Raw genomic sequence first — 25,057 nt, forward strand, 5'->3', positions numbered from 1 at the left:
TATCAGAGGCTTGTTCGCAGGTTCCGTCCTTGAAGGTGCGGACCTGCGAACAAGCCTCTGTTCTGTCCGGCCCGTCAGTCCTGGTGGATCTGGACAAAGTTGCCGCAGCCGTCGTCGAACACGGCGCTGGTCCCGAACGGATCCATGGCGGGCGGAGTCTTGAAGCTGACCCCTGCGGCCACCAGCCTGTCGTACTCCGCCTGCACGTCGGGGACCCCAAAGACGATTGCCGGAAGGCCCGCCTCCCGCACGGCGTTCATGTAGTTCGCGCCGATCGGGTTGTCGCTGGGCTCCAGGAGAAGGCCAACTGATGAGTCGTCCGCCCCCGGATCCTTGATGATGTAAAGGTTGTGCTCCGGCATGGCCATGAGCGTGTCGAAGCCCAGCGTTCCCGTATAGAAAGCGTGGGCGGCGGCGGGATCCTGGACGTGGAGGCTGCACATTTTCAGTCGCATGGTCCCACGGTACCGCTCAGGCCCTCACGGTTTGCAGTGCCTGCTTCCCTCTTTTTATCGCCATTGACGCTGTGCCCGGAAGACGGTCCAATGGAAGGACCAGACCGGGTTAACCGGCCGGACTGGTCCTTCCATTGGATGCTGGAGGTGCAGGATGTCAGTCGTGGCGGAGTCCTTGATGCAGGGACTGTTTCAAGGTGCGTGGGCGGTCCTGCTGTGCGGTCCCGTACTGGTTGGCAGCGTGGCCGCCACCGTTTTGGTTGTCCGACGCCGGACCCTGGCACCCACAGGCAGCGCACCGACAGGCAGCGCACTGGAGGGTCCGGACCAGCTGTTTTGGGACCTCTTCCTGGGTTCCTGCGTGGCCCTTCCCGCGTTGTTGATCCCGGCCCTGGTTTCGCCCTGGGGCGGGACTGGTGCTGGCCGCGGCGGCCGCCGCTTCAGGCATTGCCGCCTACCGTGGCAGCCCCCGGCTCCTGGCGTGGCGCGCCGCCCGCCGCGAACAGCGGCAGCGGCTTTCTGCCCACCAGGCGGCACTCATGCAGCACGACGAACTCATGCGGCGGTGGCAGCGCTATGAACTGGACCCGGCGTGCAGCATCGACTACCCGGCACTGACCGACGTGCGGCTGCCGGAAACGTCCGCACTGATCAAGGCCATGCGGACCGCTGACCAGTTGCGGACTGCCACGCACAAGGGGTACCCGGACGCCGTCGGAAGCCTGGCAGCATCGCTGGCGGCAGCGGAACGGGCGGCCGGGATTCCGGCGGCATTTCGGGCGGAGCAGGCTGGCTGAGGTTAAGTGCTGTGTCGCCGGCGCTGGATCGGCGCGGTGGCCCGGCGATAGCATCCGAAGATGAAGCCTGAGGAACTGCCTGTCCACGACGAGTACGGCCGGCTGCTGGAGGACCGCGGAGTCTGGCGGCAGGCCACCACCCTGGAGGCTGCCGGCGAACTGACGGCCCGCTGGCTGGAAGGCGGTAGTTCGTACCAGCCGGGGCACTTTGCCGCCGGCTTCGACGACGAGACCCACCCCATCGCCGCGACCTTGGCCGAGCTGAACCGGAACGGACTGTTCACCAAGGAATCCCAGCCGGGCATACTTGCTGACAGTGCGGCACAGCGCCAGTACGTCACAGGCTTCTGCAGCGCCGCCACCGCACGCGGCCTGCTGGCGCTGTCCACCCGCACCGAGCTGGTGACCGTTGCCCATGCCCCGGGTGAGTCCAGCAACGCCGCCATCCCGGTGACGCTGGCCGGGCCGGAGATCACCACAGTGCTCGGTTCCAGCGAAAATCCCGTGGAGGAGGCACAGATCCAGGACTGGGCGGAAGAGACCAACGATGCCCTGGCCCTGCTGCTTGCGGACTCCTGGTACGTGGAGATCCTGGACCCGGTGTGGGGCCGCAATGACGTGCTATTGCCGGCAGTCCTTGCGGCGCTCAAAGGGGCGGAGCAGCTTTAGCCGCCCCGCCCCGTTCGATATCCCGCTACAACTGCAACGAACTACAGCTCCACCGTGCCGCTTTCGCCCACGCTCATCCGGCTGTTGGTGACCTTGGATTTGACCCACTGGAACACGGTGGCGGCGGTCCCGCCGGGGCTGGTCCAGTATTCAGCGGAGTCCGAGTCGATGCGGAGCAGGCACACCTCCGGGGTGTCCGGACCGTCCGGGAACCACGCCTCCACAGCCTGGTTCCACATCTCACGGATCTTTTCCCTGTCGGTCACCACTTCCGCGGTGCCGGCCACCGAGACCCACTCGGTGTTCTTGCCAAACGAAACGTTCACACGCGGGTCAGCCCGGACATGCGCAACCTGGGAGGTGCCAAGACCTGTGAAGAACCACATGTCGCCGTCGTCCTTAACATCCTGGACGGCCAGCGGGCGGCTGACGAGCGCGCCTTCTTCGTTGATGGTGGTCAACATTCCGATGTGGGAATGGTTGATGATGTCCGTAACCTTGCTGATGCTCTCGGTGTCAGTCATGTCTCACCTCGTTCGTCTGCATGCGGGGACGCTCCCCATCGCCCAGCCTATTGGTAAGCATGCTTAGAATCCACCCGGCGTACTCCCCTGCTTCAGGCCGGGACGGTCACCTTTGCTGCTTCGCAGATGCTGGCCGCCGTGCGCTGGCCCATCCGGATGGCGCCGTCCACGTGCTGGTAGCCTTCGGCGGCCAGGTCTGAGGAGGACCAGTAGATCGGTCCCACCGGGGCGTGCTGGTCTTTGCCGTAGCGGTGGAGGCCGCCCAGGTCGTAGCTGGAGGCGTAGGCGCCGCGGGTCCATTCCTCCGAGCCCCAGTCGGACTCGTAGTAGACCTCCGGCTCCAGCGCCTCGGCGCCGAGGAAGCCAGCGATGGATTCCAGGACGGTGCGCTTGCGTTCGTCGGCACCCAGCTCGAAGACGGCGTCGGCCTTTTCATCCGAGATAAAGCCCACCAGTGTCCCGCGGGTGTCGCCAAAGTTGGTGTTGTCGTAAACCTCCTGGACCACGGAACCGGCGCCGAAGCAGGTGCCGGACAGGCCGGAATTCCGCCAGAACGGCCGGCTGTAGACGGCGTGGACCTTGATGACCAGGCCCAGGGACTGGTGCTGGTGCATCTGGTGCTGGCGGCGCGGCAGGGGCGGGTTGAACGAGACGCGGGAGTACAGGTTGGGCGGCACGGCCATGATCACGAACCGGGCGCTGACGGTGGCCCGCTCCGACTCAACAGTGACGCGGTGGCCGCCATCGGGGTCCGTCTCCCAGTTGATGGTGCGTACCGGGGAGCTAAGAACGACGTCGTCCCCCAGCTCCTGTGCTATGAGCAGGGAGACCCGCTGCATGCCGCCCACTACGCGGCGGTCCAGGATGAAGTCCTCGTCCGTGAGGTGGCTGAAGGAGCCCGCGGACGCGGCCATCAGCACCGCCTGCAGCGCGGAGAATGCGTGGGCGGGCTTGGTGAGCATGCCGCCTGCGATGAAGAGACCGATGTTGTTGCAGGCTTCCTCGTTGGCGGAGTGCTCCCGCAGCCAGTGGTGGAAGGAGATGGTGTCCAGCTCGCGCGCCTTGGGGTGGGCCCAGGGTTCGGTGGGGCCGATCTCGGCAGCGAGTCCGTCCAGCAGGGTAATGAGCTTGTTCATCTCGGCTTCGGTGTCCGGATCCACGGGGAAGGTGTCGCCCGTGTAGCGGACGGGAATGCCGTCCTTGCCGATGTACATGGACTCGCCTTCCCGGTAGCGAGGGTAGGTCTCCAGGTTCAGTTCCTGGAGGAGGTCCATGAGTACGGTCTGGTCCGGGGAGACCCACTGGCCGCCGATTTCCAGCATGGCGCCGTCTACGGTATCGGTCCAGGTGCGGCCGCCCACGCGGTCACGTGCCTCAAGCACGGCCACGGTGAGGCCGGCCTTCTTCAGCTCACGGGCTGCGGTCAATCCGGAGGGACCGGCTCCAACGACAACGACGTCGCGGTTCAGGTTCAGCATTGTGTCCTCTCTTGAGCTCCCTCCTGCGACGGGGAGCACTAAATGAATGGCATTCATTTATTAGAACTATAGCTCCTTGCCGCTGGTACGGGAAGTGTCGGATGGAATAATGCTGGAGACCACCAACGAAAGGGCAGTGATGCCGGCAGTATCAGCCGCAAAGGGACGCTCCGTGAGTAAAGGTGGCGCACCGAGAAGGCGGGCGGGCCGTCCGTCGGCTGCCGTGCTGGACAAGCCGGGGATAACGGCGGCCGCACTGGAACTGGTCAGCCGCAAGGGCTACGACGGACTGACCATGGCCGCCCTCGCGAAGGTCCTCGACGTGGCACCCTCAGCCCTCTATAACCACGTGGCGTCAAAGCAGGACGTCCTGCTCCTGGTGGAGGACCACCTGATGTCCCTGGTGGACGTCTCGGGTTTCGGTAGCGGCAGCTGGGAGGACGCCGTCCGCACGTGGGCCTGGAGCTACCGGGACGTCTTTGCCGAACACACCCCGCTGATTCCGGTCATCGCTGTCCTGCCGGTCACGGACGCACCGCAGACCCTGGCCATGTATGAAACCGTAAGCAAGGGATTCCTGGACGCCGGGTTCCCGCAGGAACGCATCGTCTCCGCCATTGTGGCTTTGGAGTCGTTTATCTTTGGCTCGGCCTACGACGTCACCGCCCCGGAGGACATCTTCGACTCGGGATCGATGGCGGAGTCCACCCCTTACTTCACGGCTGCCGTGCGGAGCACCTCCGCGCCGGCTGCATCCGGTGGGAGGCTGGGCCGGGCCGCCGACACCGCCTTCGAACTCGGGCTTGAGGCGCTGATCTCGGGACTGGGTGCGCTGCGAAGCTGAGGACTCTCACCCTAAGCGGTCACTCATCCAAACAAGCCAAAAGGAAAGGCGGCACGGACTTGACGTCCGTGCCGCTTTCTTTTGCGCGGGTCACTATCACCGATCGCTGCACATCCCGAGGGAAGGATGTTCAAGAGAGGGCAGCGTCAGCGGGGTGCAGCGATCCGTCTGCTGCAGTGATCCGCCAGCTGTGGAAAGTCACCTCGAAGCCTGCTTTGGTGGGCGAGGCCGCGTAGGGCCCGGCGCTGACGGAACCATCAGAGGAAAAGGGGGCCACCCGGACGAGTTCCAGGGGCTCCCGGGCAAGGCCTGCACGAACGGTCAGTGCGTCGCCGGTCCAGCTGGCGCGAATCACTACACGCTTGTTCTGCCATTGCTGGTGCGGCGCCGAGGACCAGTCGGATTTGATGTTTGTGACCACGGCTCCTGCCTGCACCTGGCCGTCCGCGAATTCGAGGCCGGCCTTGACCCAGTGTTCGTCCGAGGCGCGGATGAACAGTCCTGCCTGGTCAAACTGCTCAAGCAGCGGAGCGGTGAACTCCACCTCGATGGCGGTGCCGGGTTTGAAGGGGGCAACCAGTGCGTGTTCAGTTGCGGCTACAAACCCGTAGGACGTGTGCCGCCATGCATCGCTGCCCTGCTCCGCCTTGACCACCAGGTCGGTGCCCTTCCGGTGCACCTCGCCCGGTGGATTGGTCCATTCGCCGGCAGACCAGTCCACTGAGTATTCCTCTGGCATCTTTGGCTCCTATGTTCGGTGAAGGCAATTTGTTGGCGGGGCAACCCAGGCTCAGGCTGTCCGCTTGCCGGCGCCGTAGAGAAGGGTGTCCACCACGAGTTCGGCGAGGGTGTCCGTGTCCACGCCGTCCGGACCTGGGGGTCTCTGGAGGGCCTCGCTCATGAGTGCGTAGTAAACCTGGCGGGTCCATTGAAGATCCGCGGACGGGTCCAGGAGACCTTCCCGCTGTGCCCTGGACATCAGATCGAGGGTGCGGGCATTGATTTGGTCCCAGATATCCGCTGCTGCACTGGTGTCCTCGGCGTGGCTGCCGAGGGTATATTTCCAGGCGTTCTTGGTTTTAAGCACATTGGCTGTCACCCGGTAGAGCGCCACGAGCGGCGGTGAGGTGTCCGGCCGGCTCTCCTCTACTGCCTCAGCAAGCTGCTGCTTCGCCGAAATGGCTAAAGCATCGATAAGGGCCTGCCTGCTGGTGAACCGGCGGTGGACGGTTGTGCGTGCAACTCCCGCGGCATCACCGATCTGTTCCATGGACGCACCCGGGTCCCGGCTCAGGACCTGTTCGGCAGCCTCAACGATGGCCCGCACCGTCCGCTCGGCGTCTGCCCTTAGTGGTCTTCCCACGCTGCCTCCTCTTTACCGTCACCCAATCCTAACTGCTACCGAATGGCAGCCATTCAACAAGTAACCGAGACAAATGTGTTGCACTTGTACGCCGAATAGATACACTGGTGATACGAAAGCAATCAGCAGGCAGGAGAAAGCAATGACTACGGAACGCCAAGTAGCCCTCGTTACCGGAGCATCATCGGGAATCGGGAAGGCCACCGCCACCGCCCTGGCCGCCGCGGGATTCGATGTTGTTGGCACCAGCCGTTCGGCGGCCGCGGCTTCCCCGGTCCAGGGCGTCACCTTCATCGACCTGGACGTCACCAGCGATGACTCGGTGGCCGCAGCAGTGCGGGACGTCCTTAACCGGTTCGGAAAGATCGACGTCCTGGTGAATAACGCCGGCGTCGGCTCCTCCGGCGCAGCAGAGGAAAGCTCCCTGGACCAGGACCGCCGCGTTTTCGACATCAACGTCTTTGGCGTCATGCGGATGACCAAGGCGGTTTTGCCGCATATGCGCGCCCGGAAGACAGGACGCATCATCAACATGTCATCGATCGTGGGCTTCATTCCGCAGCCCTACATGGCCACCTACGCCGCCTCGAAGCACGCGGTGGAAGGCTATACCGAGTCCCTGGACCACGAACTCCGTGAACACGGCATCCGCGCCGTCCTCGTGGAGCCGGCGTGGACCAATACCGATTTCGACAACAACAACCTGAAAGGCGACCAGCCCCTGGCCGCCTACGCCAGGCAACGCGCCGTCTTCGAGGAATACATGACCGGCGCAGTGAAGGACGGCTACCCGGCAAGTGTTGTGGCGGACGCTGTCGTCACCGCCGCCCAGGCCACCAACCCCAAAGTCCGTTATGCGGCAGGCGCCCGCGTCAGCCAGGCCGGCCTGCTCCGCCGGTACGTCCCCGCATCTGTCTTTGACGGCCAGCTCCGCAAACTCAACCACCTTCCCGCCTAAGAAAACCCGAGCGTCAGCCAAACCAAAGGAAATCAGCACATGGTCAACATCGAAACTTCAGTCGTCCTCGTCACCGGCGCCAACGGCGGACTGGGCAAAGAGTTCGTCGCCCAGGCACTGGAACGCGGGGCAACCCGCGTCTACGCCGCAGCACGCAGCACCACGGAGTGGAACGACCCCCGGGTCGTACCGCTGACCCTGGATGTCACGGATCCCAACTCCGTTGCCGCAGCGGCAGCCGCAGCACCGGACGTTACCGTCGTCGTCAATAACGCCGGGATCGTCCGGCATGGGTCCCTGGTGGAGGGGTCCTTCGACGACATCCGGGCCACCATGGAAACGAATTTCTTTGCACCCCTGGCGGTAACGCGCGCCTTCGCCCCTGCCCTCCGGGCAGCCAAGGGAGGGCTCATCAACGTCGGCTCGATAGCCAGCTGGCTGCCCCTGGACGCCTACGGTGCCTCCAAAGCGGCACTCTGGTCGGCCACGAACGCCATCCGGCTGGAACTCGCGCCCAGCGGCGTACACGTCCTGGGAGCCTACCTCGCCTACACCCGCACCCCCATGACAGAAGGGATGGATGTGGAAATGAACGACCCCGCCGATGTCGTGAAGGCGATCCTCGACGGACTCGGAGCCAACCACGACGAAGTCCTCGCCGATGAAACCACCCGCCAGGTCCGTTCCGGACTGGGCCTTCCCATCGCCTCCCTCCTCTCGGCCGTCAGCGGCAACTAGCCGCAGCACTCGGAAAGGACACCACCATGAGCTTTATCTCCACCCTGGAAATCACGGTCGATCCGGCCGCGGCCAACCTCGACGCAATCTTCGACCTTGACCTGCCCAACACGGCGGCATTCCCCGGCAACCAAAGCACCGAAGTCCTGCAGGACACCCACAACCCCGGCCGCCTGATCGTCGTGTCCCGCTGGGCCACGCAGGCCGATCTGGATGCCTACACAGCCTGGCGGCAGTCACCGGAGGGTAAAACCCGCGTGGCCGAAATCATCACTGGGCCCCCGTCATCACGGCACTTCAGCGTCCGCAACACCTACCAGGGAGCAGTGGCGGAACATATCCGGATAGGACCCCAGCGGCATCAGGACGAATACTTGTAATACAAGTTCTGTACTTATATCCTAAGGCTGTGGGCGATGGCGCCCAGCCCCGCCTTTAGGAGAATCCATGAGCACCGTCGATCTGATCCGGCACGTCAAGCTGTCCACTGCCCGCCTTCCCCTCGTTGTCCCCATCAGCGATGCCAAAGTCTTTACCGGCCGGCAGAAGCCCATGACCGAGGTGGTGTTCCTGTTCGCCGAAATCACCACGGAACTGGGCCACTCGGGCATCGGCTTCAGCTACTCCAAGCGCGCCGGCGGTCCCGCCCAGTACGCGCACGCCAAAGAGGTTGCCGAGGGCCTCATCGGCGAAGACCCCAATGACATCGCAAAGATCTACACCAAGCTGCTCTGGGCGGGTGCCTCGGTGGGCCGCTCCGGCGTCGCCACCCAGGCCCTCGCCGCCGTCGACATCGCTTTGTACGACCTCAAGGCCAAGCGCGCGGGACTGCCGCTGGCAAAGTTCCTGGGTTCCTACCGCGACTCAGTGCGGACCTACAACACCTCCGGCGGTTTCCTGAACGCCACCCTCGAGGAGGTAAAGGCACGTGCCACGCAGTCCATCGAAGAGGGTATCGGCGGCATCAAGATCAAGGTGGGCCTCCCGGACAGCAAGGAGGACCTGCGCCGCGTCGCGGGCATTAGGGAACACATCGGCTGGGACGTTCCGCTCATGGTCGATGCCAACCAGCAGTGGGACCGGGCCACCGCACTCCGGATGGGCCGCCGCCTGGAGGAGTTCGACCTCGTCTGGATCGAGGAACCGCTCGATGCCTACGACTTCGAGGGCCACGCCCACCTGGCGCAGGTCCTGGACACCCCCATCGCCACCGGGGAGATGCTTGCCTCGGTCGCAGAGCACAAGGGCCTCATCGCCGCGAATGGCTGTGACATCATCCAGCCGGACGCCCCGCGCGTGGGGGGCATCACCCAGTTCCTCCGCCTCGCGGCCCTTGCGGACGAACGGGGGCTGGGTTTGGCCCCGCACTTCGCCATGGAAATCCACCTCCACCTGGCCGCTGCCTACCCGCGCGAGCCCTGGGTGGAACACTTCGACTGGTTGGACCCCCTGTTCAACGAGCGCCTCGAAACCAAGGACGGCCGGATGATCGTTCCGGACCGCCCCGGCCTGGGCGTTACCCTCAGCGACCAGGCCCGCGCCTGGACCACGGAGAGTGTGGAGTTCGGCGCGTAATCTTGTGCCATGAGCCGGAACCTCACCGCGGACCTCGCCGCTGACCTTCGCAACCGCATTGTCGACGGCGTGATCCAGCCGGGCGAGAAACTGCCCAGCGAGAACACGCTGATCAGCGACTTTGGCGTCAGCCGTACCGTGGTGCGGGCAGCCCTCACCCGGCTCCAGGCCGAGGGACTCGTCGAGACCGAACGCGGCCGCGGCAGCTTCGCCCTCACTCCCCCCACGGACGGGGCCCAGGCAGTGCCGGGTGCCCGTCCTGTGGCCACCACCGAGGACAGGCTGCAGCTTCTGGCGTTCCGCCTGGGCGTGGAAACGGAGGCGGCGGCGCTGGCGGCGCGGAACCGCACCGACAGGCAGCTGCGGGCCGTGGGCACTGCGCTGGAAGCCTTCACCGAAAGCGCCGGCCACCCGGCGCATGCCATGAAGTCGGATTTCGAGTTCCACCGGGCCGTAGCGGCAGCATCCGGCAACCCCTATTACTCCGATTGCCTGGCAGCCCTCGGCCAGACCATGATTGCCATGCCGCGCACCCGCCTGATGACCGGCGTCGAACACTATGCCCGGGACCATTTCGACCAGGTGGTGCAGGAACACCGGTCCATCATGGACGCCATCGCCGAGGGTGACGAGGCTGCCGCATCCGCCGCCATGCGCAGCCACCTTGCCAATTCACGACGCCGGTTCAAGGCTTCGGCGCGCCCGTCCAGTTAGGCGCTTCCCGGGCTTGTCCGCGGATCCGAACGGTTTAGGGCCGGATTTGCGAACAAGACCATGAAGGGAGCAGAACGCAAAAGAGCCCCGGTCCAAGACCGGGGCTCTTTCATCTGCGTGCGCGAGGGGGGATTTGAACCCCCACGCCCTTTCGGACACTGGCACCTGAAGCCAGCGCGTCTGCCGTTCCGCCACTCGCGCGCAACTTCTTCCACTCAGCCGGACAGGTTTCCCGCATCCGCGCCTCGTAAAAGCAGCGAGATCAAGCATAACGGACAGATGCCGCAAATTACCAATTGGCCGCTGCTGCCCCTCCCGCACCCCGTTTCCGGGCAGGATAAAACCCCAGCAGAACCAGCCAAAGACGGACGGCCGGAGCCGCCGAAAGCCAGCGCGGCGGAGGGCCCGAAGGGTCACGCATCTGAACTTTTGCCGGCGCCCGGCCGTTGTGGATTAAGGTCATGTGCAGGGCTGGACAGTAGTATCGGGTGTAGGAGTGGCCGCTGCCGGCGCGCATACCGCGCAGTTGCGGACCGCACTGCACGTGCTGGTCAGCAACAACTACTGCCCCGGAGCCGGGGGGAAAGGAGAAGAACCATGGGTCTGCTGGACAAGGTTGAACGTGGCATCGAAAAGGCCGTCCGCGGTGTCTTCTCCACCGGTTCCAAAGCCCAGGTTGAACCTGTGGAGATCGCCAGCAGGCTCCGCCGGGAAGTGGACCACAAAGCCATCACCGTCGCGGCCGGACGGACACTTGTGCCCAACGTCTTCGACGTCCAGCTCAGTGACGACGACTTCGGACGCGCACAGGAGTGGGGCACGCCGCTGGCCGAAGAACTCTGCGACGTCGTCATCAACCACGTCCGGAGCCAGGGCTATATCCTCCAGGGCCCGGTCCGGATTTCCTTCCGCCGGGACGCCGAGCTTCGCGCCGGTGATTTTGAGATTGCTTCCTCCACCGAAAAGTCCCAGGGCGCCGGCGGTACTCCGCCCAGGTCCAACGTTCCGGCAGCACCGAGCCGGCCCCCTGTGAGGCTGCAGCCCGCATTGGACATAGACGGCCAGCGCTATTCGCTGAACGCCCCGTCCATCGTCCTGGGCCGGTCATCCGAAGCAGACATCCACATCGAAGATACGGGCGTATCGCGGCGGCACCTGGAAATCCGCACGGCCAACGGCGTCACCAGCGCCGTGGACCTGGGGTCCACCAACGGCAGCTACGTCAACGGCCAGAAGGTCTCCGGAAGCACCGAACTCACAGACGGCTCCACCATCACGATGGGACGGACAAAGATCATCTTCCGCCTGCTTCCTGCCAACCCGGGTGGCCGCGCATGAGCGACCTGACCATCACCGCGCTGCGGTTCGGCTTCCTGCTGCTCCTCTGGGTACTCATCTTCAGCATCGTCTCCGCCATGCGCCGCGACCTCATGTTGGGCCGGAAGGCCGCCGCCGGCGCGCCCACGGCCCGCCAGGTCCGCCGGAACCCGGAATTGGCCGAGGCGCCGCCGCAGCCCGTAAAGCAGCAGGCCCGGCAACTGGTAGTCGTCGAAGGCCCGCTCAAGGGCAGGACCCTGCCACTGGCGGCCAGCCCCATCCTGCTGGGCCGCGCCCAGGAAGCCACCCTGGTACTGGAGGACGATTACGCTTCGGGCCGCCACGCCAGGCTCTTCCCGCAGGGCAGCCGGTGGTTCATTGAAGATCTTGGCTCCACTAACGGAACCTACCTGGGAGACCAGCAACTTACCCGTGCCCTCCCTGTCGAGCCAGGGGTACCCGTGAGAATCGGCAAGACGGTCATTGAATTGAGGCCGTAACCGTGGCCTTGGCTGAAAACCCCGCAACCGGCTCCAGCCCGGCGCAGCGGCCTCTCATCATGCGCTTCGCCGCGAGGTCCGACGTCGGCAGGATCCGTTCCAAGAATGACGATTCCGCCTACGCCGGGCGCCACCTCGCCGTCGTCGCCGATGGTATGGGCGGTCATGCGGGCGGTGACGTCGCCTCTGCCGCAACCGTCCTGGACATGATCCACCTGGACCGGCCCGACCATGGTGACGAAGCCGGGACGATCCTCGCCGACGAAATCCAGACCGCGAACTCACTGCTCTCCGAACTGGTGCATATCAACCCGAAGCTGGCGGGCATGGGCACCACCGTGACCGCGCTCCTGCTGGCTCAGGGGAAGCTGCATTTCGCGCATATCGGTGATTCACGCGCCTACCGGCTCCGCGACGGTGAATTCAAGCAGATCAGCGTGGACCATACCTTCGTCCAGCGGCTCATCGACGAGGGCCGGCTCCGGCCGGAGGAAGCGGAAACGCATCCGCACAAGAATGTCCTCATGCGCGTCCTGGGCGATGTTGATGCGAGCCCCGAGCTGGACCTCGACACCCTCGACGCCCGGCCCGGCGACCGCTGGCTGCTGTGCTCCGACGGACTGAACTACGTCGCCGCGCACGCCGTGGAGCGGACAGTCCGTGAAACCCACAACCTGCACGAATGCGCCGAAACCCTGGTTGAACTGACCCTTGAGGCCGGATCGCCGGACAATGTCACCGTGGTCTTGGTGGACATCCTGGAGGAAACGCCCGACGACGTCAGCACCGCCGCCGTCGAAATCGTTCCTCCGGTGCAGGACAGCAAGCCCGCTGCCGCGGCAGGAGGCGTACCCGGCGCCATGGCTGCATCCTCTGTTCCGGACGACAGGAAAGAGCCGGCCGGGAAAGCCGGTTCCGCCCCGGAAGACGACGAGCAGGACCCCGTACCAGGGAAGGAACCGGCGGACAGCGGCGCCAAGGCAGCGGACGCCGGCTCCGGGGATGCCGGGAGCACCGACCCCCACCTGGGCGAACATCTTTCCGCGGAGGTCCTGCGGGAAGAACTTGCCTCCCGCCCCCACGAGCTGGTGGGTGCTGCTGCTGCCGCCGCGGAATCCGGCTCCATTCCAACCGTTGCCGGCCGCACCGTAGCCCGGCGCGCAGCCACGCTCCTCACCCACAAGGCAGAACCTGCCGGTGACACCGAGGACACCCTTCCGCCGCTGCGTCCGCGCCGATGGATCGCCTGGTCCGTTGCAGCCGCCGTGCTGGTTGTGGTGGCCGTTGGCCTCTGGCTTGGGTACGCCTGGACCCAGACCCGCTACTACGTGGGCGAATTCGATTCCCGCGTGGCGATTTACAACGGGGTGTCGCAGCGGCTGGGTCCCATCCAGCTGTCGTCCCTTGAAGCAGTGACGGATATCAAGTTGGACTCCCTCCCGCCGTTCTCGCAGCAGCGGGTGCGCCAAACGGTCCCCGCCAATGATCTCTACGACGCGCAGCGGATTGTCAAGAACCTGGAGCTCACGGGAACAACCTCACCCGAGGAGGAGTGCCCCCAGCCTTCGGCCTCCGCTTCTGCGGTTGCCCCGTCCGCCAACGCAGCGCCGTCGGCCAGCGCAGGCGCTCCGCCGCCCGCTTCGGATGCGCCTGCGCCCGCGTCGGGGGCGGCTTCTCCCTCCCCCACTCCCACGATCACCTGCGAGGCGGCCAAATGAGCCAGGTAAGCACCATGCCCAAGCCTCGCCGCAACGTCGAGCTTGCGTTGCTGCTGCTGGCCCTTGCGGTCGGCATCGGCGCCAACATGCTGGTGGGCGTGGACCAGGAAAAGGCCTTTGACACCGACTTCTGGTTCCAGTCGAGCCTGCTGGCGGTGGCATCCCTGGTATTCCACGGCGTCCTGCGCTTCCGCGCGAAGTATGCCGATCCGGTAATACTTCCCATCGTCGTAGCCCTGAACGGCCTGGGCCTGGCGATGATCCACCGCCTCGATGCTCCCGGCGACGATACGGGAAACAACCAGCTCCGGTGGACTCTCATCGCCATGGCCGTGGCAATCGCCGTCATCTTCTTCCTCAAGGACCACCGCATCCTGCGCCGGTTCACCTTCATTTCCCTGGCTGCGTCTGCCCTGTTGCTGATCCTGCCCCTCGTCCCGGGAATCAGCGCCGGTGAGATCCTGGGCGCACGCGTGTGGATCAGGTTTGGCCCCATGACGTTCCAGCCGGGCGAAGTAGCCAAAATTACCCTCGCTATATTCTTTGCGGGGTATCTCTCGTCCAACCGGGACCTCATCCTGCTGGCCGGCCGCAAGATCGGTCCCCTGCAGTTTCCGCGGTTCAAGGACATGGGCCCCATGATCACCGCCTGGCTGGTAAGCATCGGCGTGCTCATCTTCCAGCGCGACCTGGGGTCCTCCCTGCTGTTCTTCGGCCTGTTCATCGTCATGATCTATGTAGCCACCAGCCGGATCAGCTGGGTGGTGATCGGGCTGGCCCTGATCATTGGCGGCGGTTTCGTGGCAGCCCAGGTGTTCTCCCATGTCCAGCAGCGCGTCTACGGCTGGCTTAACGCTTTCTCCCCCGACGTCTACGAGAACGGCAGCCGGCAGGTCATCGAGGGCCTGTTCGGCATGGCCAACGGCGGGCTGGTGGGCACCGGCCTTGGCCAGGGGCGTCCGGACCTGGTTCCTTTTGCCAACAGCGACATGATCATCGCCTCCCTGGGCGAGGAACTGGGCCTGATCGGCCTGTTCGCCGTCGTCCTGCTGTACCTGTTGTTGATCACCCGCGGATTCCGCGCCGCGCTGGGCACCCGCGATGCGTTCGGGAAACTACTCGCCTGCGGCCTGTCGTTCGCCGTCGCCCTGCAGTGCTTCGTGGTCATTGGCGGCGTCACCCGGCTCATCCCCCTGACCGGGCTCACCACGCCATTCCTCGCGGCCGGTGGATCATCCCTCCTGGCCAACTGGATCATCGTGGGACTGCTCCTGATGATCTCCCACGCCGCCCGCGGCCCGGTGGACACCACACCGCTCCCGCCAGCCGGGACAGCAGCAGCAACTGGCATTGACACTCCAACCGAGGCGGTGACGCAGGCATGAACCAGGCAATCCGGCACTCATGGGTAGCCGCAGTGGCCATGTTTGCGCTGCTGTTCGGCGCCCTCAGCTTTGTGCAGGTGGTGGGCGCCGACGACCTCAAGACCAACCCGCTGAACCAGCGCGCCATCCTCCAGAACTACTGCAATGACCGCGGCGCCATCATTGTTGGCGGGACTCCCGTGGCCGAATCGGTGGAAACCGGGTCGGAGACCTGCAAGTTCCAGCGCACCTACCCGCAGCCGGAGCTGTACGCCGGGCTCACGGGCTACTTCTCCAAGAACTATGGAGCCACTGGCCTGGAACAGGCCATGGGCGAGGAACTGGCGGGCAACTCGGACCAGCTCTTCCTCGACCGGGTGGGCCAGCTCTTCCTGGGCAACCAGCCCAAGGGCGCATCCGTGGAACTCACCATCGATCCCCAGATCCAGCAGCTTGCTTACAGCCTGATTCCGGACGGACAGCGCGGCTCCATTGTGGTGACCAACCCCAAGACCGGCGCCATCCTGGCCATGGTGTCCAAGCCCTCCTACAACCCCAACCTGGTGGCCACCCAGGATGCCGCCGCCGAAGGCGCCAGCATGAATGAGCTGGTGAAGGTCCCGGGCATCAACCTGAACCAGAACGTCAGTGGCCCTACCGGCGCGCTGCTCGCTCCAGGGTCCGTCTTCAAACTCGTGGACACAGCCGCTGCGCTTGCCTCGGGGAAGTACAACAAGGACAGTGTCCTCCCCAACCCCGCGGAGATGCCCTTTGACGGCATCCAGTACAAGCTGCCCAACTATGCAGGCGGCAACTGCTACACCAGGGATACCGCCAGCTTCGCCTTCGCGCTGCAGCAGTCCTGCAACACCCCGTTCGCGAGCATCGCCCTGGACCTGGGCCGCGACGCCATCGCCGAGCAGGCCAAGAAGTTCGGCTTCGGCGAGGACATCGGGGACCAGATGAAGCTGGGCCATGCGCTGGGCAACGGCTTCCCAGACCAGTTGGATGCACCCGGCCTGGCCCAGTCGGCGATCGGCCAAAAGGATGTCCGTGCCACGCCGCTGCAGATCAACATGATGACCTCCGCCATCGCCAACGGTGGCAAGCAGATGCAGCCCAACCTCATCAAGACCCTGCGCTCCCCGGACCTCCGGGTCATTGACGAACCGCAGCCGCAGCAGCTGCGCACCTCCACCACCCCGCAGATTGCCAGCCAGATCACCGAGTGGATGGCAAGCGCAGTCAGCGAGGGCATCGCCAAGGGTGCAGCGGTTCCCGGAGTGCAGGTTGCCGGCAAGACCGGAACCGCAGAGCTTGGGAACGGAACCAACAATTCATGGTTCACCGGCTTCGCCCCCGCAAACAATCCGCAGGTGAGTGTCACGATCGTCATGGAAGGCACGAACATCATCACCGGCGCACAGCTGACCAGTCCTAACGCGAAGAAGATTTTTGAGGCGGTGTTGAATAAGTGAGGCCTACAACGGGAATCACCCTCGGCGGCAGATTCCAGCTGACCACGCGGATTGCGATCGGCGGCATGGGGGAAGTCTGGAAAGCCAAAGACCTCGTCCTGGGCCGCATCGTCGCCATCAAGGTGCTGAAGGAGGAGTACACAGGGGACCCCGGATTCCTCCAGCGCTTCCGTGCCGAGGCCCGCCACACTGCCCTCCTGAACCACGTGGGAATCGCCAACGTCTTTGACTACGGCGAAGAGGAAGGCTCGGCGTACCTGGTCATGGAACTGGTTCCGGGCCAGCCGTTGAGCAGCATCATCGAGCACGAGCAGGTGCTGTCGCCCGACCGTACGCTTTCGATCATCGCGCAGACCGCCCGCGCCCTGGCCGTTGCGCACGCCCAAGGGCTGGTCCACCGCGACATCAAGCCCGGCAACCTCCTGATCACCCCGGACGGACGGGTCAAGGTCACCGACTTCGGCATCGCGCGTCTCGCCGACCAGGTGCCGCTCACCCAGACCGGCCAGGTCATGGGAACAGCGCAGTACCTGGCACCCGAGCAGGCCACCGGACAGACCGCCACCGGATCCTCGGACATCTATTCACTCGGCGTTATCGGCTACGAGTGCCTCAGCGGGCACCGTCCTTTCTCCGGTGAATCGCAGATCGCCATTGCCCTGGCCCAGGTGAACGACGCTCCACCGCCCCTCCCTGAGACCCTGCCCTCGCCGGTCCGGGCTCTCCTGATGTCCATGCTGGCCAAGGACCCCAAGGACCGCCCGGCGAACGCCATCAAACTGGCCGAGGCAGCGGAGGCCATCCGCAACGGCGATATAAGCGCCGCACGCGCCGCCGTGCCGGGCATGTTTCTTTTCGACGCCGACACGGGGCCCATCACTGCCCCCGTTGACACCGCTACCGCCCCTACCGGAGTCATTGGCTCGCAGCAGGATTCCACGCCCGCCGCCACGTCGGCGCTGCCAGTGCTTGGTGCCGGTGCGGCAGGGGCTGCCGGGATGGCTGCAGGGGCCGCAGGTTCCTCCGCCACCGAAGGGGATGTCCCCCAGGGGCCGCTTGCCCGCGCGAATGCGCTGGCTGCCCAGCGGAACTGGGACCAGGAGGAGGAAACGTACGACGACGGGCCCTCCGATGAGCCCCGGCGCAAGGGACGCAGCCCGTGGACATGGCCCCTGGTCGCCTTGATCCTGCTGCTCCTGTTTGCGCTGGCGGGTTTCCTCCTGAACCAAATGGGTCTCTTCTCGCCGTCGGGCAACCCAACCTCCAGCGCCACCGCCAGCAGCGCGACCCCATCATCGGCAACGCCCACACCCACCACCCCGTCGGCTACGCCTACGCAAACCCGCAGCACACCAACGCCCACGCCCACGCCCGAACCCACGCAGGACACGGTCAACGTGATACCTGCGGCCTACCTGGGCAAGGACTACCGCCAGGTCCAGGCTTCCCTTGCAGGTTTGGGACTCCAGGTGACCGTCCTGCCACAGGAGAGCAGTTCCGCCGCTCCCGGTACCGTCCTGGAACTGAATCCCACCGGCGTAGTGCCCAAGGGTTCGCTCATCACCGTCATCTACGCAACGGCTCCATCCCCCGCGCCCACCACCACGGCGCCCAAGCCGACGCCCGTTCCCACCACGTCGTCGCCGGTGGCGGGGCCCACGCCCATCTCGCCCCTGGCAACCTGCGCGGCCGGCGCAACGCCGGGAACGCCGCCGACCTGCACGCCCTAAACGCCGGGACAACCTGTGAATGAGTCAGCACGCACACCGTCGCACCGGGAGGACAGCCTGCCGGTGGATAACCGGCGTGTCCTGAGCGGCCGCTACGAGCTGGGCAGCCTCATTGGCCGGGGCGGCATGGCGGATGTCTACCGGGGAACCGATACCCGCCTGGGCAGGACGGTAGCCGTCAAGCTGCTCCGGCCGGACATGGCCCGGGACCCGCAGTTCCAGGCACGGTTCAAGCGTGAAGCGAAGGCGGTGGCTGCCTTGAACCACCCCTCCATCGTGGCCATCTTCGATACCGGCGAACACCTGGTCCATGACGGCTCTGCCGAGGACGTGCGGGTGCCCTACATCGTGATGGAATACGTTGAGGGCAAGACCCTGCGCGATCTGATCCGTGCCAACGAGATCAGCATCGACCAGGCCATCGACTATTGCCTGGGTGTCCTGGGCGCCCTCGAATACAGCCACAAGGCCGGGATCGTGCACCGGGACATCAAGCCCGCCAATGTCATGTTCTGCCAGGGCACCGATTCGGTGAAGGTGATGGACTTCGGCATTGCCCGTGCCATCGCCGATTCCTCCGCCACCATGACCCAGACCCAGGCAGTGGTGGGAACGGCACAATACCTCTCACCGGAACAGGCCCGCGGCGAAACCGTCGACGCCCGCAGCGACCTCTATTCCGCTGCATGCCTGCTCTATGAAATGCTGACGTCGCGGCCGCCGTTCATCGGCGACAGCCCGGTATCGGTGGCCTACCAGCATGTGCGCGAAATCCCGGAACCTGCCAGCAGCCTCAATGCCAAAGTGTCACCGGCGCTGGACACCGTGATCGCCAAGGCCCTGCAGAAGAACCGGGACGACAGGTTCCAGGATGCAGCAGCCTTCCGGCGCGCCCTCCGGGCGGCGAAAGCCGGAGTCCCCGTCCCCGCCGTGCCGGCTTCCGAGGCGCCCACCGATCCCAACGACCACGTTCCCGAAGCGTCACCGCCCACCGAGGCGTTCGCCGCAGCGGGGGCGGGCTTTCTTGATGACGCGCCCACCGGCCGCCTGCCAGCCACGAATGCCCATCACGACGGTGGAACCGCCGTTCCGCTGGGGCTCGCCAATATACATGCCGCTGATGAGTACGGTCCGGACGACTACAGGGCAGATGGTTACAGGTCCGCCGGGCAGCTCCCACTTGGCCTGCCGCCGGAACGTGAGCGGACCACACGGCAGAAGTCCCGCCGTCGTGCGTGGATTGCAACCCTGGTGATCTTTACACTGCTGGTACTCGCGGGCGGCGGCCTGTGGCTGTACCAAACGGTCAACCGCCCGGCTCCCGCTACGCCGAAGGTGCCAATTCCCGCCGTGGCCTCCATGACAGAAACCGCAGCACTTCAGGCTCTGTATAACGCCGGCCTTCGTCCCAGCATTGCGCGGTCGGCAAACGACACGGTGCCCAAGGGAACCGCCATCGGCACCGATCCTGCGGCGGGGGGTTCGCTGGATCCCGGTGCCGAGGTAATCCTCAATGTCTCGGACGGTCCCAGTTCGGTGAAGATCCCGGACAGCCTTCCCGGCAAGACCGAGGCAGCGGCACGGGACATCCTGCGCCAGGTGGGACTCGTCGGCGCCCCCTCAACCAGCACCGCCAACAGCGCCACTGTACCGGCAGGAATCGTCATCACCTCCAACCCGGCGCCGGGGCAGAGCGTTGGCGTTGGCACCAGCGTGGAGCTCATCGTTTCAACCGGCAAGGTGGTTGTCCCGGAGCTGCGCGGAGTCACCCGTGAAGAGGCCGAGGCAGCCCTCAAGGAGCTTGGCCTGGTCCCCTCAGTGATCGAGACCGAAAACTCGCAGGTGGAGCCGGGCAAGGTCACGGACCAAAGCGACCCCGCCAACGCCGCCGTTGACCAGGGAAAGACCATCACCATCGTGGTGGCCAAGGCTCCGCCACCGCCACCGCCGCCACCGTCTCCAACGGAAACTGCCACACCGACGCCCACGCCCACGCCGACGCCGACGCCCAAACCCACCAAGAAGGGCTGACGTCCTTCCGCCTGGTTGAGGAGCCCGGCTAGTGCTGGATAAGGGGGCTCAGCTTGGCCGCACGCGCAGCCGCGCCTTTCATCCCCAGGGACTCCAACCAGTTTCCGAGCATCTGGTACCCGCCTTCGGTAAGCACCGATTCGGGATGGAACTGCACCCCGCACAGCGGTGCCGTCCGGTGCTGCAGGCCCATAACCACGCCGGACGCGGTCTGCGCCGTGACTTCCAGGACATCAGGGATGGATTCCCGGACCGCGGCCAGTGAGTGGTACCGGGTGGCCGTGACGGGGGAGGGGAGCCCGGCGAAAACGCTGGTACCGATGTGTTCCACCTGGGACGTCTTGCCGTGCATGAGTTCAGGGGCGTGGGTGACCTTGCCGCCGAAGGCCTCAGCCAGCGCCTGGTGGCCCAGGCACACGCCGAACATGGGCACACTGTTTTCACCGCACCACTTGATCAGCTCAATGCAGACACCGGCTTCAGCAGGATTTCCGGGACCGGGAGAGATGAGGACGCCGTCCCGGGTGCTGGCAAGCTCGATCGCCTCTGCCAGGGTTACGTCATCGTTGCGGACGACTGTGGTTTCGGCGCCGAGTTCCTGAAGGTAGCCCACCAGGGTGTAGACAAAGCTGTCGTAGTTATCCACTACAAGGATCTTGGTTGTGGTCATGGCTGGTCTGTGGAACCAATCGTCGAGTCGGTGAATTGGGTGAAATGGGACATCCAGGGGAACAGGAACTGGACCATCAACACCAGGGCAATGAAAATCAGCACCAGCGAAATGATGATCCTGAGCCACAGCGGTCCGGGAAGGTTCCGGAAGATCCATGCGTACACGGTCAGCTCCTTCCAGTGGCTGCTGCAACCTGGGCCGCGATCTCGGCCGGCGGTCCGGCTGCTGACGGCCGCCAGCTGTCCAGGAGGGCGTAGGCGATGATGCGTTCTTCCGCGCCGAAGCGGGGGTTGCAGCTGGTCATGGTGAGGTAGCTTTCGGTGGGCGCGGTGCCAGGCTGGGTCGGTACCGGTTCCAGGACGTCGGTACGCGATGGCATCACAATCTGGTTGTTCCGGAAAACGTAGACGTAATAGCCATCCTTCGTCTGGACGTAGATCTTGTCACCGGGCACCAGCGTGTGGATGTTGTCCAGTACTGCACCATGAGTCTGGCGGTGGCCGGCCACTGCGAAGTTGCCTACTGCCCCGGGCATTGCCGTGTTGCCGTAGTGCCCCAGGCCCAGGGTGTCCAGGACGTCCTGGCTGGTCCCCTGGACGATCGGGCGCGTATACGTGGGGCCGAACCGCGGGATGTAGATGATGCCGATGGTGCCCGCATGGCCGGGGGCAGTTCCCACCACGGGCCTGCCGAAATCTTCACCAGCGGCAGGTGGTGCGGAGGGAGCCGTTGCTGCGGGAGCGGGGGCGGCGGTGCCAAGGTCCTGGGCGAATTCCTTGATGACCTGGCTCTGTTTGGCGTCGGACTCGACATTGGTCCACCACAGCTGCCACGCCACAAAGAGAAGGAGGATGACGCCGGCGGTGATCAACAGCTCGCCCAGCACCTGGACGGTGCCGCGCAGCAGGGCATGACGGGGCACGGGTGCAGTGCCGGCCCCCGCCTTCTCCTGCAATACCACGCGTTCTCCTCCGGGCGTTTACCCTGGGCACGGCTGCCCATCAACTGCGGCTAGAATTGGCTGCTAGTAAGAATCAAGATTTGACCAAGATCGCGCAGACCGCTTGCAATTTCCTTCTTGCAGGATACCAAGCCCGGGCCGCCGAGCTTGGCCAGCCCGCCAAGGAGAGCCAGTGCCCGAGTCAAAGCCTCGCAAGAAGACCGCCAGCACCGCCCAGCCGGCTTCCCCCGAGGCCTACAAGCCCAACCCCGTGTGGTTCAAACCGGTCATGTTTGGCCTCATGATCATTGGCCTCTTCTGGATCATCACCTTCTACATCAGCGAGGGACGCTTCCCGGTGCAGGCGTGGCAGTCCTGGAACATCGTGGCCGGCTTCGGCATCGCCATCGTCGGCTTCCTGATGACCACCCGCTGGCGCTCCTAGCAGCTTCACGCACTCACTGTTCCAAGGAGGACCGCACTGGCTCCCGAGTCTGCCGGAGTAATCGTTGGCGAGGATGGCCTGGCCCGGCCTGCCTGGGCTGCCACAGATCCGATGATGCGGAGCTACTACGACCAGGAATGGGGGCTGCCCGTCACTGACGAGCAGGGCCTGTACGAGCGGATCTGCCTGGAGGGTTTCCAGGCAGGGCTTTCCTGGGCCACCATCCTGCGCAAGCGTCCGGCGTTCCGTGCCGCCTTTGCCGGGTTCGATCCTGACGCTGTGGCACTTTTCACCGACGCCGACGTCGAGCGGCTGATGCAGGACCCCGGCATTATCCGGAACCGGCTGAAGATCGTTGCCACCATCAGGAACGCCCGGGCCACCTTGGAGCTTCGAAACGACGGCGGCCTGGTGGATTTCGTCTGGGGTTTCCGCCCGGAAAGCACTCCGCGTCCCCGCATGGCCGCCGACATCCCCACACAGTCGGCAGAGTCTATTGCCTTGTCCAAGGCACTTCGTAAACGCGGCTTCTCCTTTGTGGGACCCACCACCATGTTCGCCCTGATGGAGGCAGTGGGAATAGTGGATACCCACCTCCTGGCGAGCCACCGCCGGGGATCCTCCGGAATCTGGCACGAGTAGGGCTGTCCCACACCTTTGGTTATCCCCAGCTGTTGGCAAGGTTGTCCACAGTGTGGAAAACCTTTCCCCATAGTTCCAGCTAAAGCAGCCGCACCCCGGGCGCAAGCGCCGGTCTGCTTAAATCTGTCGCAAAGATGTGGTTATTAACAGTGTGGAATACCTGTGGATAACGCTGGCCGGAAAGGGCCTGGGCCCCAGCCCGGGGGTTGGCAGGCTACGGGCGGTCCCGCCTGACGGGGTGGTGGCTGGTTATGGAAACCCGGTTGAAGGCATTCATCGTCACCGCAAGCCAACTCACTGCCGAGAACTCCTCTGCCGTCAGGCATTCCCGCGCGGATGCCTCCGCATGCTCCTGGGTCCGCTGGTCCGGGAGCTCCGTGATGCTCTCCACCAGACCCAGCGCGGCCCGCTCCTTGTCCGTGAACAGGGCCGTTTCACGCCATGCGGGCAGTACCGCCACCCGTTGGCCGCTCTCTCCTGCCTCAGCCGCCCTTCTCACATGCAGGTCCAGGCAGTAGGCGCAGCCGTTGATCTGGGAAATACGCACGTTGAGGAGTTCCAGCAGGCCGCGCCCGATTCCAGCCTCTTCCGCTGCTTCCTGCACCTTAAGACCTAAGCCGCTGATCGCCTTCCAGAGGTCCGGATGCTGTTTGTCCAGGTACAGGTGCTCGGTGACGCCCACGGGATTCCTTGTCGGTAGAACGGCTTGGCAGGGAACCATCATAGGCAGGAGGACCAACACCCATTTGCCGTTTATCCACTTACCAACATTGCAATACCCACAAGTTATCCACACCTGTGGGAAACGGCGTGGAAATCTTGCCCCCGTGCGCCCTGCCACCTACTCCTGCGGGGTCTACCGGCCCAAAACTACAGGCCTGTCACTTATTAACAGTGTGCATAAGGCTGTCAATAACGTCCTCGCGGGGCTGGCAGACAGGCCAAAGGGGCGGGCTGGTGAACCAGTTATCCACGCAAAGGGGCCAGAATCTCCTGCTTATCCACTTACACACACCAATATCCCCACAGGATATCCACAGATGTGGAGAACAAGCGTCCAAGTTCCGGTTCTGTACCGATCCCACGGCTTCACGGCGCGGAGGAGCAGTTGAACTACAGGCGTGTAAGTTACCAACACTGTGGATAAGTCCTGTGGAAAACAGATATGCCCCCGACACCAACGGTGTCGGGGGCATGTCTGGTGCCTTGGGATAACGGACGGGCTAAAGCGTCACACGTACCCAGCTCACGGCGATCAGCAGCGCCAGCACAGCCGCAAGACCCAGAACCTGGATAAGGGTCCGCCGCCGTCCGCGCGGCGCGTAGGCAAGGGCTGCGGCGCAGAGTCCGCCCGTGATGAGGCCGCCCAGGTGGGCCTGCCAGGCAATCTGTGGGATTAAGAAACCAATGACGCCGTTGATGGCAATCAGTATCCACAACTGGCGGGTGTCGCCGCCACGGTGCCGCTGAACCAGCAGCATCGCGCCGAAGAGCCCGAAGATTGCCCCTGAGGCGCCAACCACCCCATAGAGGGGCCTGCCGGGTTCGTACAGGGGAGTCAGGAGCAGGTAACCGACGGAGCCGCCGATGGCGGAGATCAAATAGAGCGCCAGGAAACGGATCCGCCCCAGTATCGGTTCCAGCGCCTGCCCGAATGCCCAGAGCATGTACATGTTCAGGGCAATGTGAAGGATAAACCCCTGCGAATGCAGGAAAGCGGCCGTTAACATCCGCCACGGCTCGAACTGGCCATAGCGGGGCTCCGCGTAGATGTTGGCAAAGCCCAATGCCTGGTAAATCGCATCACCCGGGACCAGCCACTGGAGGACGTACAGCACGGCACAGCTCGCGATGATGGCGAACGTTGCCAACGGCTTGCCGGTGGCAACGGCTCCGCCATAGACGGTCCGTACCTCCGGCGTCGTCCGTTTTGTTTCGTTGACGCAGTCAACGCATTGGAATCCGACGGCGGCCGCCCGCTGGCAGTCGGGGCATGCCGGGCGCCCGCAGCGCTGGCAGCGCACATAGGACGGGCGGTCCGGGTGCCGTGGGCAGACCGGAACCTGGGCGGACGGCTCGGCCGACGGAATTCCGTAACTCATGG

At 64.8% G+C, this 25,057-nt stretch carries 27 protein-coding genes and 1 tRNA gene; 17 read left to right on the forward strand and 11 right to left on the reverse strand.

Features of this window, described 5'->3' with window-relative positions; genetic code table 11:
- Window positions 1-74 precede the first annotated feature (74 nt).
- Entirely contained in the window at window positions 75-455 is a 381-nt protein-coding gene (locus QFZ57_RS04755) for a VOC family protein (protein WP_306898372.1), read from the reverse strand.
- Window positions 456-871: 416 nt separating this feature from the next.
- Here QFZ57_RS04755 and QFZ57_RS04760 point away from each other — a divergent pair, with 416 nt between their 5' ends.
- Together QFZ57_RS04760 and QFZ57_RS04765 are read left to right on the forward strand one after the other, a co-directional pair.
- Complete coding sequence (locus QFZ57_RS04760; RefSeq protein ID WP_306898374.1) at window positions 872-1,252, forward strand: hypothetical protein; 381 nt, start codon at window positions 872-874, stop codon at window positions 1,250-1,252.
- 60 nt (window positions 1,253-1,312) lie between these two features.
- Window positions 1,313-1,921, forward strand: coding sequence for a DUF6919 domain-containing protein (locus QFZ57_RS04765; protein WP_306898376.1), 609 nt, complete (start codon window positions 1,313-1,315; stop codon window positions 1,919-1,921).
- A 41-nt stretch (window positions 1,922-1,962) separates the two neighbouring features.
- On the opposite strand, the gene QFZ57_RS04770 is transcribed toward QFZ57_RS04765, so the two are convergent.
- Together QFZ57_RS04770 and QFZ57_RS04775 are read right to left on the reverse strand one after the other, a co-directional pair.
- Window positions 1,963-2,445, reverse strand: coding sequence for a pyridoxamine 5'-phosphate oxidase family protein (locus tag QFZ57_RS04770; RefSeq protein ID WP_306629302.1), 483 nt, complete (start codon window positions 2,443-2,445; stop codon window positions 1,963-1,965).
- A gap of 92 nt (window positions 2,446-2,537) precedes the next feature.
- Window positions 2,538-3,923, reverse strand: a complete 1,386-nt coding sequence (locus QFZ57_RS04775) for a flavin monoamine oxidase family protein (protein WP_306898380.1) — start codon at window positions 3,921-3,923, stop codon at window positions 2,538-2,540.
- A gap of 139 nt (window positions 3,924-4,062) precedes the next feature.
- On the opposite strand from QFZ57_RS04775, the gene QFZ57_RS04780 reads away from it, so the two are divergent.
- Window positions 4,063-4,767, forward strand: a complete 705-nt coding sequence (locus QFZ57_RS04780) for a TetR/AcrR family transcriptional regulator (protein WP_373461297.1) — start codon at window positions 4,063-4,065, stop codon at window positions 4,765-4,767.
- Between the two features lie 130 nt (window positions 4,768-4,897).
- Here the strand turns inward: QFZ57_RS04780 and QFZ57_RS04785 are convergent, their stop codons facing one another.
- Together QFZ57_RS04785 and QFZ57_RS04790 are read right to left on the reverse strand one after the other, a co-directional pair.
- The gene (locus tag QFZ57_RS04785; protein WP_306898384.1) at window positions 4,898-5,506 is read right to left on the reverse strand and encodes a DUF1349 domain-containing protein; all 609 of its coding nucleotides are present in this window, start codon (window positions 5,504-5,506) and stop codon (window positions 4,898-4,900) included.
- 51 nt (window positions 5,507-5,557) lie between these two features.
- Window positions 5,558-6,130, reverse strand: coding sequence for a TetR/AcrR family transcriptional regulator (locus QFZ57_RS04790; RefSeq protein ID WP_306629306.1), 573 nt, complete (start codon window positions 6,128-6,130; stop codon window positions 5,558-5,560).
- A 142-nt stretch (window positions 6,131-6,272) separates the two neighbouring features.
- Here QFZ57_RS04790 and QFZ57_RS04795 point away from each other — a divergent pair, with 142 nt between their 5' ends.
- The 5 genes from QFZ57_RS04795 (at window position 6,273) to QFZ57_RS04815 (ending at window position 10,115) form a co-directional block, all read left to right on the forward strand.
- Window positions 6,273-7,088: an oxidoreductase gene (locus tag QFZ57_RS04795; protein ID WP_306898386.1), complete on the forward strand. Its 816-nt coding sequence runs from the start codon at window positions 6,273-6,275 to the stop codon at window positions 7,086-7,088.
- Between the two features lie 39 nt (window positions 7,089-7,127).
- Window positions 7,128-7,826, forward strand: a complete 699-nt coding sequence (locus tag QFZ57_RS04800; RefSeq protein ID WP_306898388.1) for an SDR family oxidoreductase — start codon at window positions 7,128-7,130, stop codon at window positions 7,824-7,826.
- Window positions 7,827-7,852: 26 nt separating this feature from the next.
- Window positions 7,853-8,206 carry an antibiotic biosynthesis monooxygenase family protein gene (locus tag QFZ57_RS04805; protein WP_306898389.1) on the forward strand — a complete coding sequence of 118 codons (354 nt, stop codon included), beginning with the start codon at window positions 7,853-7,855 and terminating at the stop codon, window positions 8,204-8,206.
- 67 nt (window positions 8,207-8,273) lie between these two features.
- Window positions 8,274-9,401, forward strand: a complete 1,128-nt coding sequence (locus tag QFZ57_RS04810) for an L-talarate/galactarate dehydratase (protein ID WP_306898391.1) — start codon at window positions 8,274-8,276, stop codon at window positions 9,399-9,401.
- 9 nt (window positions 9,402-9,410) lie between these two features.
- Window positions 9,411-10,115, forward strand: coding sequence for a FadR/GntR family transcriptional regulator (locus QFZ57_RS04815; protein ID WP_306898393.1), 705 nt, complete (start codon window positions 9,411-9,413; stop codon window positions 10,113-10,115).
- Between the two features lie 118 nt (window positions 10,116-10,233).
- Here QFZ57_RS04815 and QFZ57_RS04820 read toward each other — a convergent pair.
- Window positions 10,234-10,316, reverse strand: a tRNA-Leu gene (locus tag QFZ57_RS04820).
- A gap of 396 nt (window positions 10,317-10,712) precedes the next feature.
- Between QFZ57_RS04820 and QFZ57_RS04825 the strand changes: the two genes are divergently transcribed.
- From QFZ57_RS04825 to pknB, 7 genes are read left to right on the forward strand one after another with little or no spacing between them, the layout of a single operon-like run.
- Window positions 10,713-11,453, forward strand: a complete 741-nt coding sequence (locus tag QFZ57_RS04825; RefSeq protein ID WP_306898395.1) for an FhaA domain-containing protein — start codon at window positions 10,713-10,715, stop codon at window positions 11,451-11,453.
- Window positions 11,450-11,932 carry an FHA domain-containing protein FhaB/FipA gene (locus tag QFZ57_RS04830; RefSeq protein ID WP_306629313.1) on the forward strand — a complete coding sequence of 161 codons (483 nt, stop codon included), beginning with the start codon at window positions 11,450-11,452 and terminating at the stop codon, window positions 11,930-11,932. The genes QFZ57_RS04825 and QFZ57_RS04830 overlap by 4 nt, the downstream gene beginning before the upstream one ends.
- 2 nt (window positions 11,933-11,934) lie before the next feature.
- Complete coding sequence (locus tag QFZ57_RS04835) at window positions 11,935-13,650, forward strand: PP2C family protein-serine/threonine phosphatase (protein WP_373461182.1); 1,716 nt, start codon at window positions 11,935-11,937, stop codon at window positions 13,648-13,650.
- A complete protein-coding gene (locus QFZ57_RS04840; protein ID WP_306898397.1) occupies window positions 13,647-15,035 on the forward strand; it encodes an FtsW/RodA/SpoVE family cell cycle protein in 1,389 nt (462 codons plus the stop codon). The genes QFZ57_RS04835 and QFZ57_RS04840 overlap by 4 nt, the downstream gene beginning before the upstream one ends.
- On the forward strand, window positions 15,032-16,492 hold the full coding sequence (locus tag QFZ57_RS04845) for a peptidoglycan D,D-transpeptidase FtsI family protein (RefSeq protein WP_306629315.1): 1,461 nt from the start codon (window positions 15,032-15,034) through the stop codon (window positions 16,490-16,492). The genes QFZ57_RS04840 and QFZ57_RS04845 overlap by 4 nt, the downstream gene beginning before the upstream one ends.
- Window positions 16,489-18,222: a serine/threonine-protein kinase gene (locus QFZ57_RS04850; RefSeq protein WP_306898401.1), complete on the forward strand. Its 1,734-nt coding sequence runs from the start codon at window positions 16,489-16,491 to the stop codon at window positions 18,220-18,222. The genes QFZ57_RS04845 and QFZ57_RS04850 overlap by 4 nt, the downstream gene beginning before the upstream one ends.
- 15 nt (window positions 18,223-18,237) lie before the next feature.
- A complete protein-coding gene (pknB, locus tag QFZ57_RS04855; protein WP_306898403.1) occupies window positions 18,238-20,253 on the forward strand; it encodes a Stk1 family PASTA domain-containing Ser/Thr kinase in 2,016 nt (671 codons plus the stop codon).
- 28 nt (window positions 20,254-20,281) lie between these two features.
- On the opposite strand, the gene QFZ57_RS04860 is transcribed toward pknB, so the two are convergent.
- From QFZ57_RS04860 to QFZ57_RS04870, 3 genes are read right to left on the reverse strand one after another with little or no spacing between them, the layout of a single operon-like run.
- On the reverse strand, window positions 20,282-20,923 hold the full coding sequence (locus tag QFZ57_RS04860; protein WP_255173846.1) for an aminodeoxychorismate/anthranilate synthase component II: 642 nt from the start codon (window positions 20,921-20,923) through the stop codon (window positions 20,282-20,284).
- The gene (locus QFZ57_RS04865; protein ID WP_306898406.1) at window positions 20,920-21,090 is read right to left on the reverse strand and encodes a hypothetical protein; all 171 of its coding nucleotides are present in this window, start codon (window positions 21,088-21,090) and stop codon (window positions 20,920-20,922) included. Before QFZ57_RS04865 ends, QFZ57_RS04860 begins: the two co-directional genes overlap by 4 nt.
- A 2-nt stretch (window positions 21,091-21,092) precedes the next feature.
- Window positions 21,093-21,887, reverse strand: coding sequence for a class E sortase (locus tag QFZ57_RS04870; RefSeq protein WP_306629320.1), 795 nt, complete (start codon window positions 21,885-21,887; stop codon window positions 21,093-21,095).
- A gap of 172 nt (window positions 21,888-22,059) precedes the next feature.
- Between QFZ57_RS04870 and QFZ57_RS04875 the strand changes: the two genes are divergently transcribed.
- Window positions 22,060-22,311, forward strand: a complete 252-nt coding sequence (locus QFZ57_RS04875; RefSeq protein ID WP_306629321.1) for a cell division protein CrgA — start codon at window positions 22,060-22,062, stop codon at window positions 22,309-22,311.
- A 36-nt stretch (window positions 22,312-22,347) separates the two neighbouring features.
- Complete coding sequence (locus QFZ57_RS04880; RefSeq protein ID WP_306632432.1) at window positions 22,348-22,953, forward strand: DNA-3-methyladenine glycosylase I; 606 nt, start codon at window positions 22,348-22,350, stop codon at window positions 22,951-22,953.
- A 214-nt stretch (window positions 22,954-23,167) separates the two neighbouring features.
- On the opposite strand, the gene QFZ57_RS04885 is transcribed toward QFZ57_RS04880, so the two are convergent.
- Together QFZ57_RS04885 and QFZ57_RS04890 are read right to left on the reverse strand one after the other, a co-directional pair.
- A complete protein-coding gene (locus tag QFZ57_RS04885; RefSeq protein ID WP_306898408.1) occupies window positions 23,168-23,635 on the reverse strand; it encodes a carboxymuconolactone decarboxylase family protein in 468 nt (155 codons plus the stop codon).
- 541 nt (window positions 23,636-24,176) lie between these two features.
- The gene (locus QFZ57_RS04890) at window positions 24,177-25,055 is read right to left on the reverse strand and encodes a rhomboid family intramembrane serine protease (protein WP_306898411.1); all 879 of its coding nucleotides are present in this window, start codon (window positions 25,053-25,055) and stop codon (window positions 24,177-24,179) included.
- Between the last annotated feature and the right edge of the window lie 2 nt (window positions 25,056-25,057).

This window comes from Arthrobacter sp. B1I2 (assembly GCF_030816485.1).
Taxonomy (GTDB): domain Bacteria; phylum Actinomycetota; class Actinomycetes; order Actinomycetales; family Micrococcaceae; genus Arthrobacter.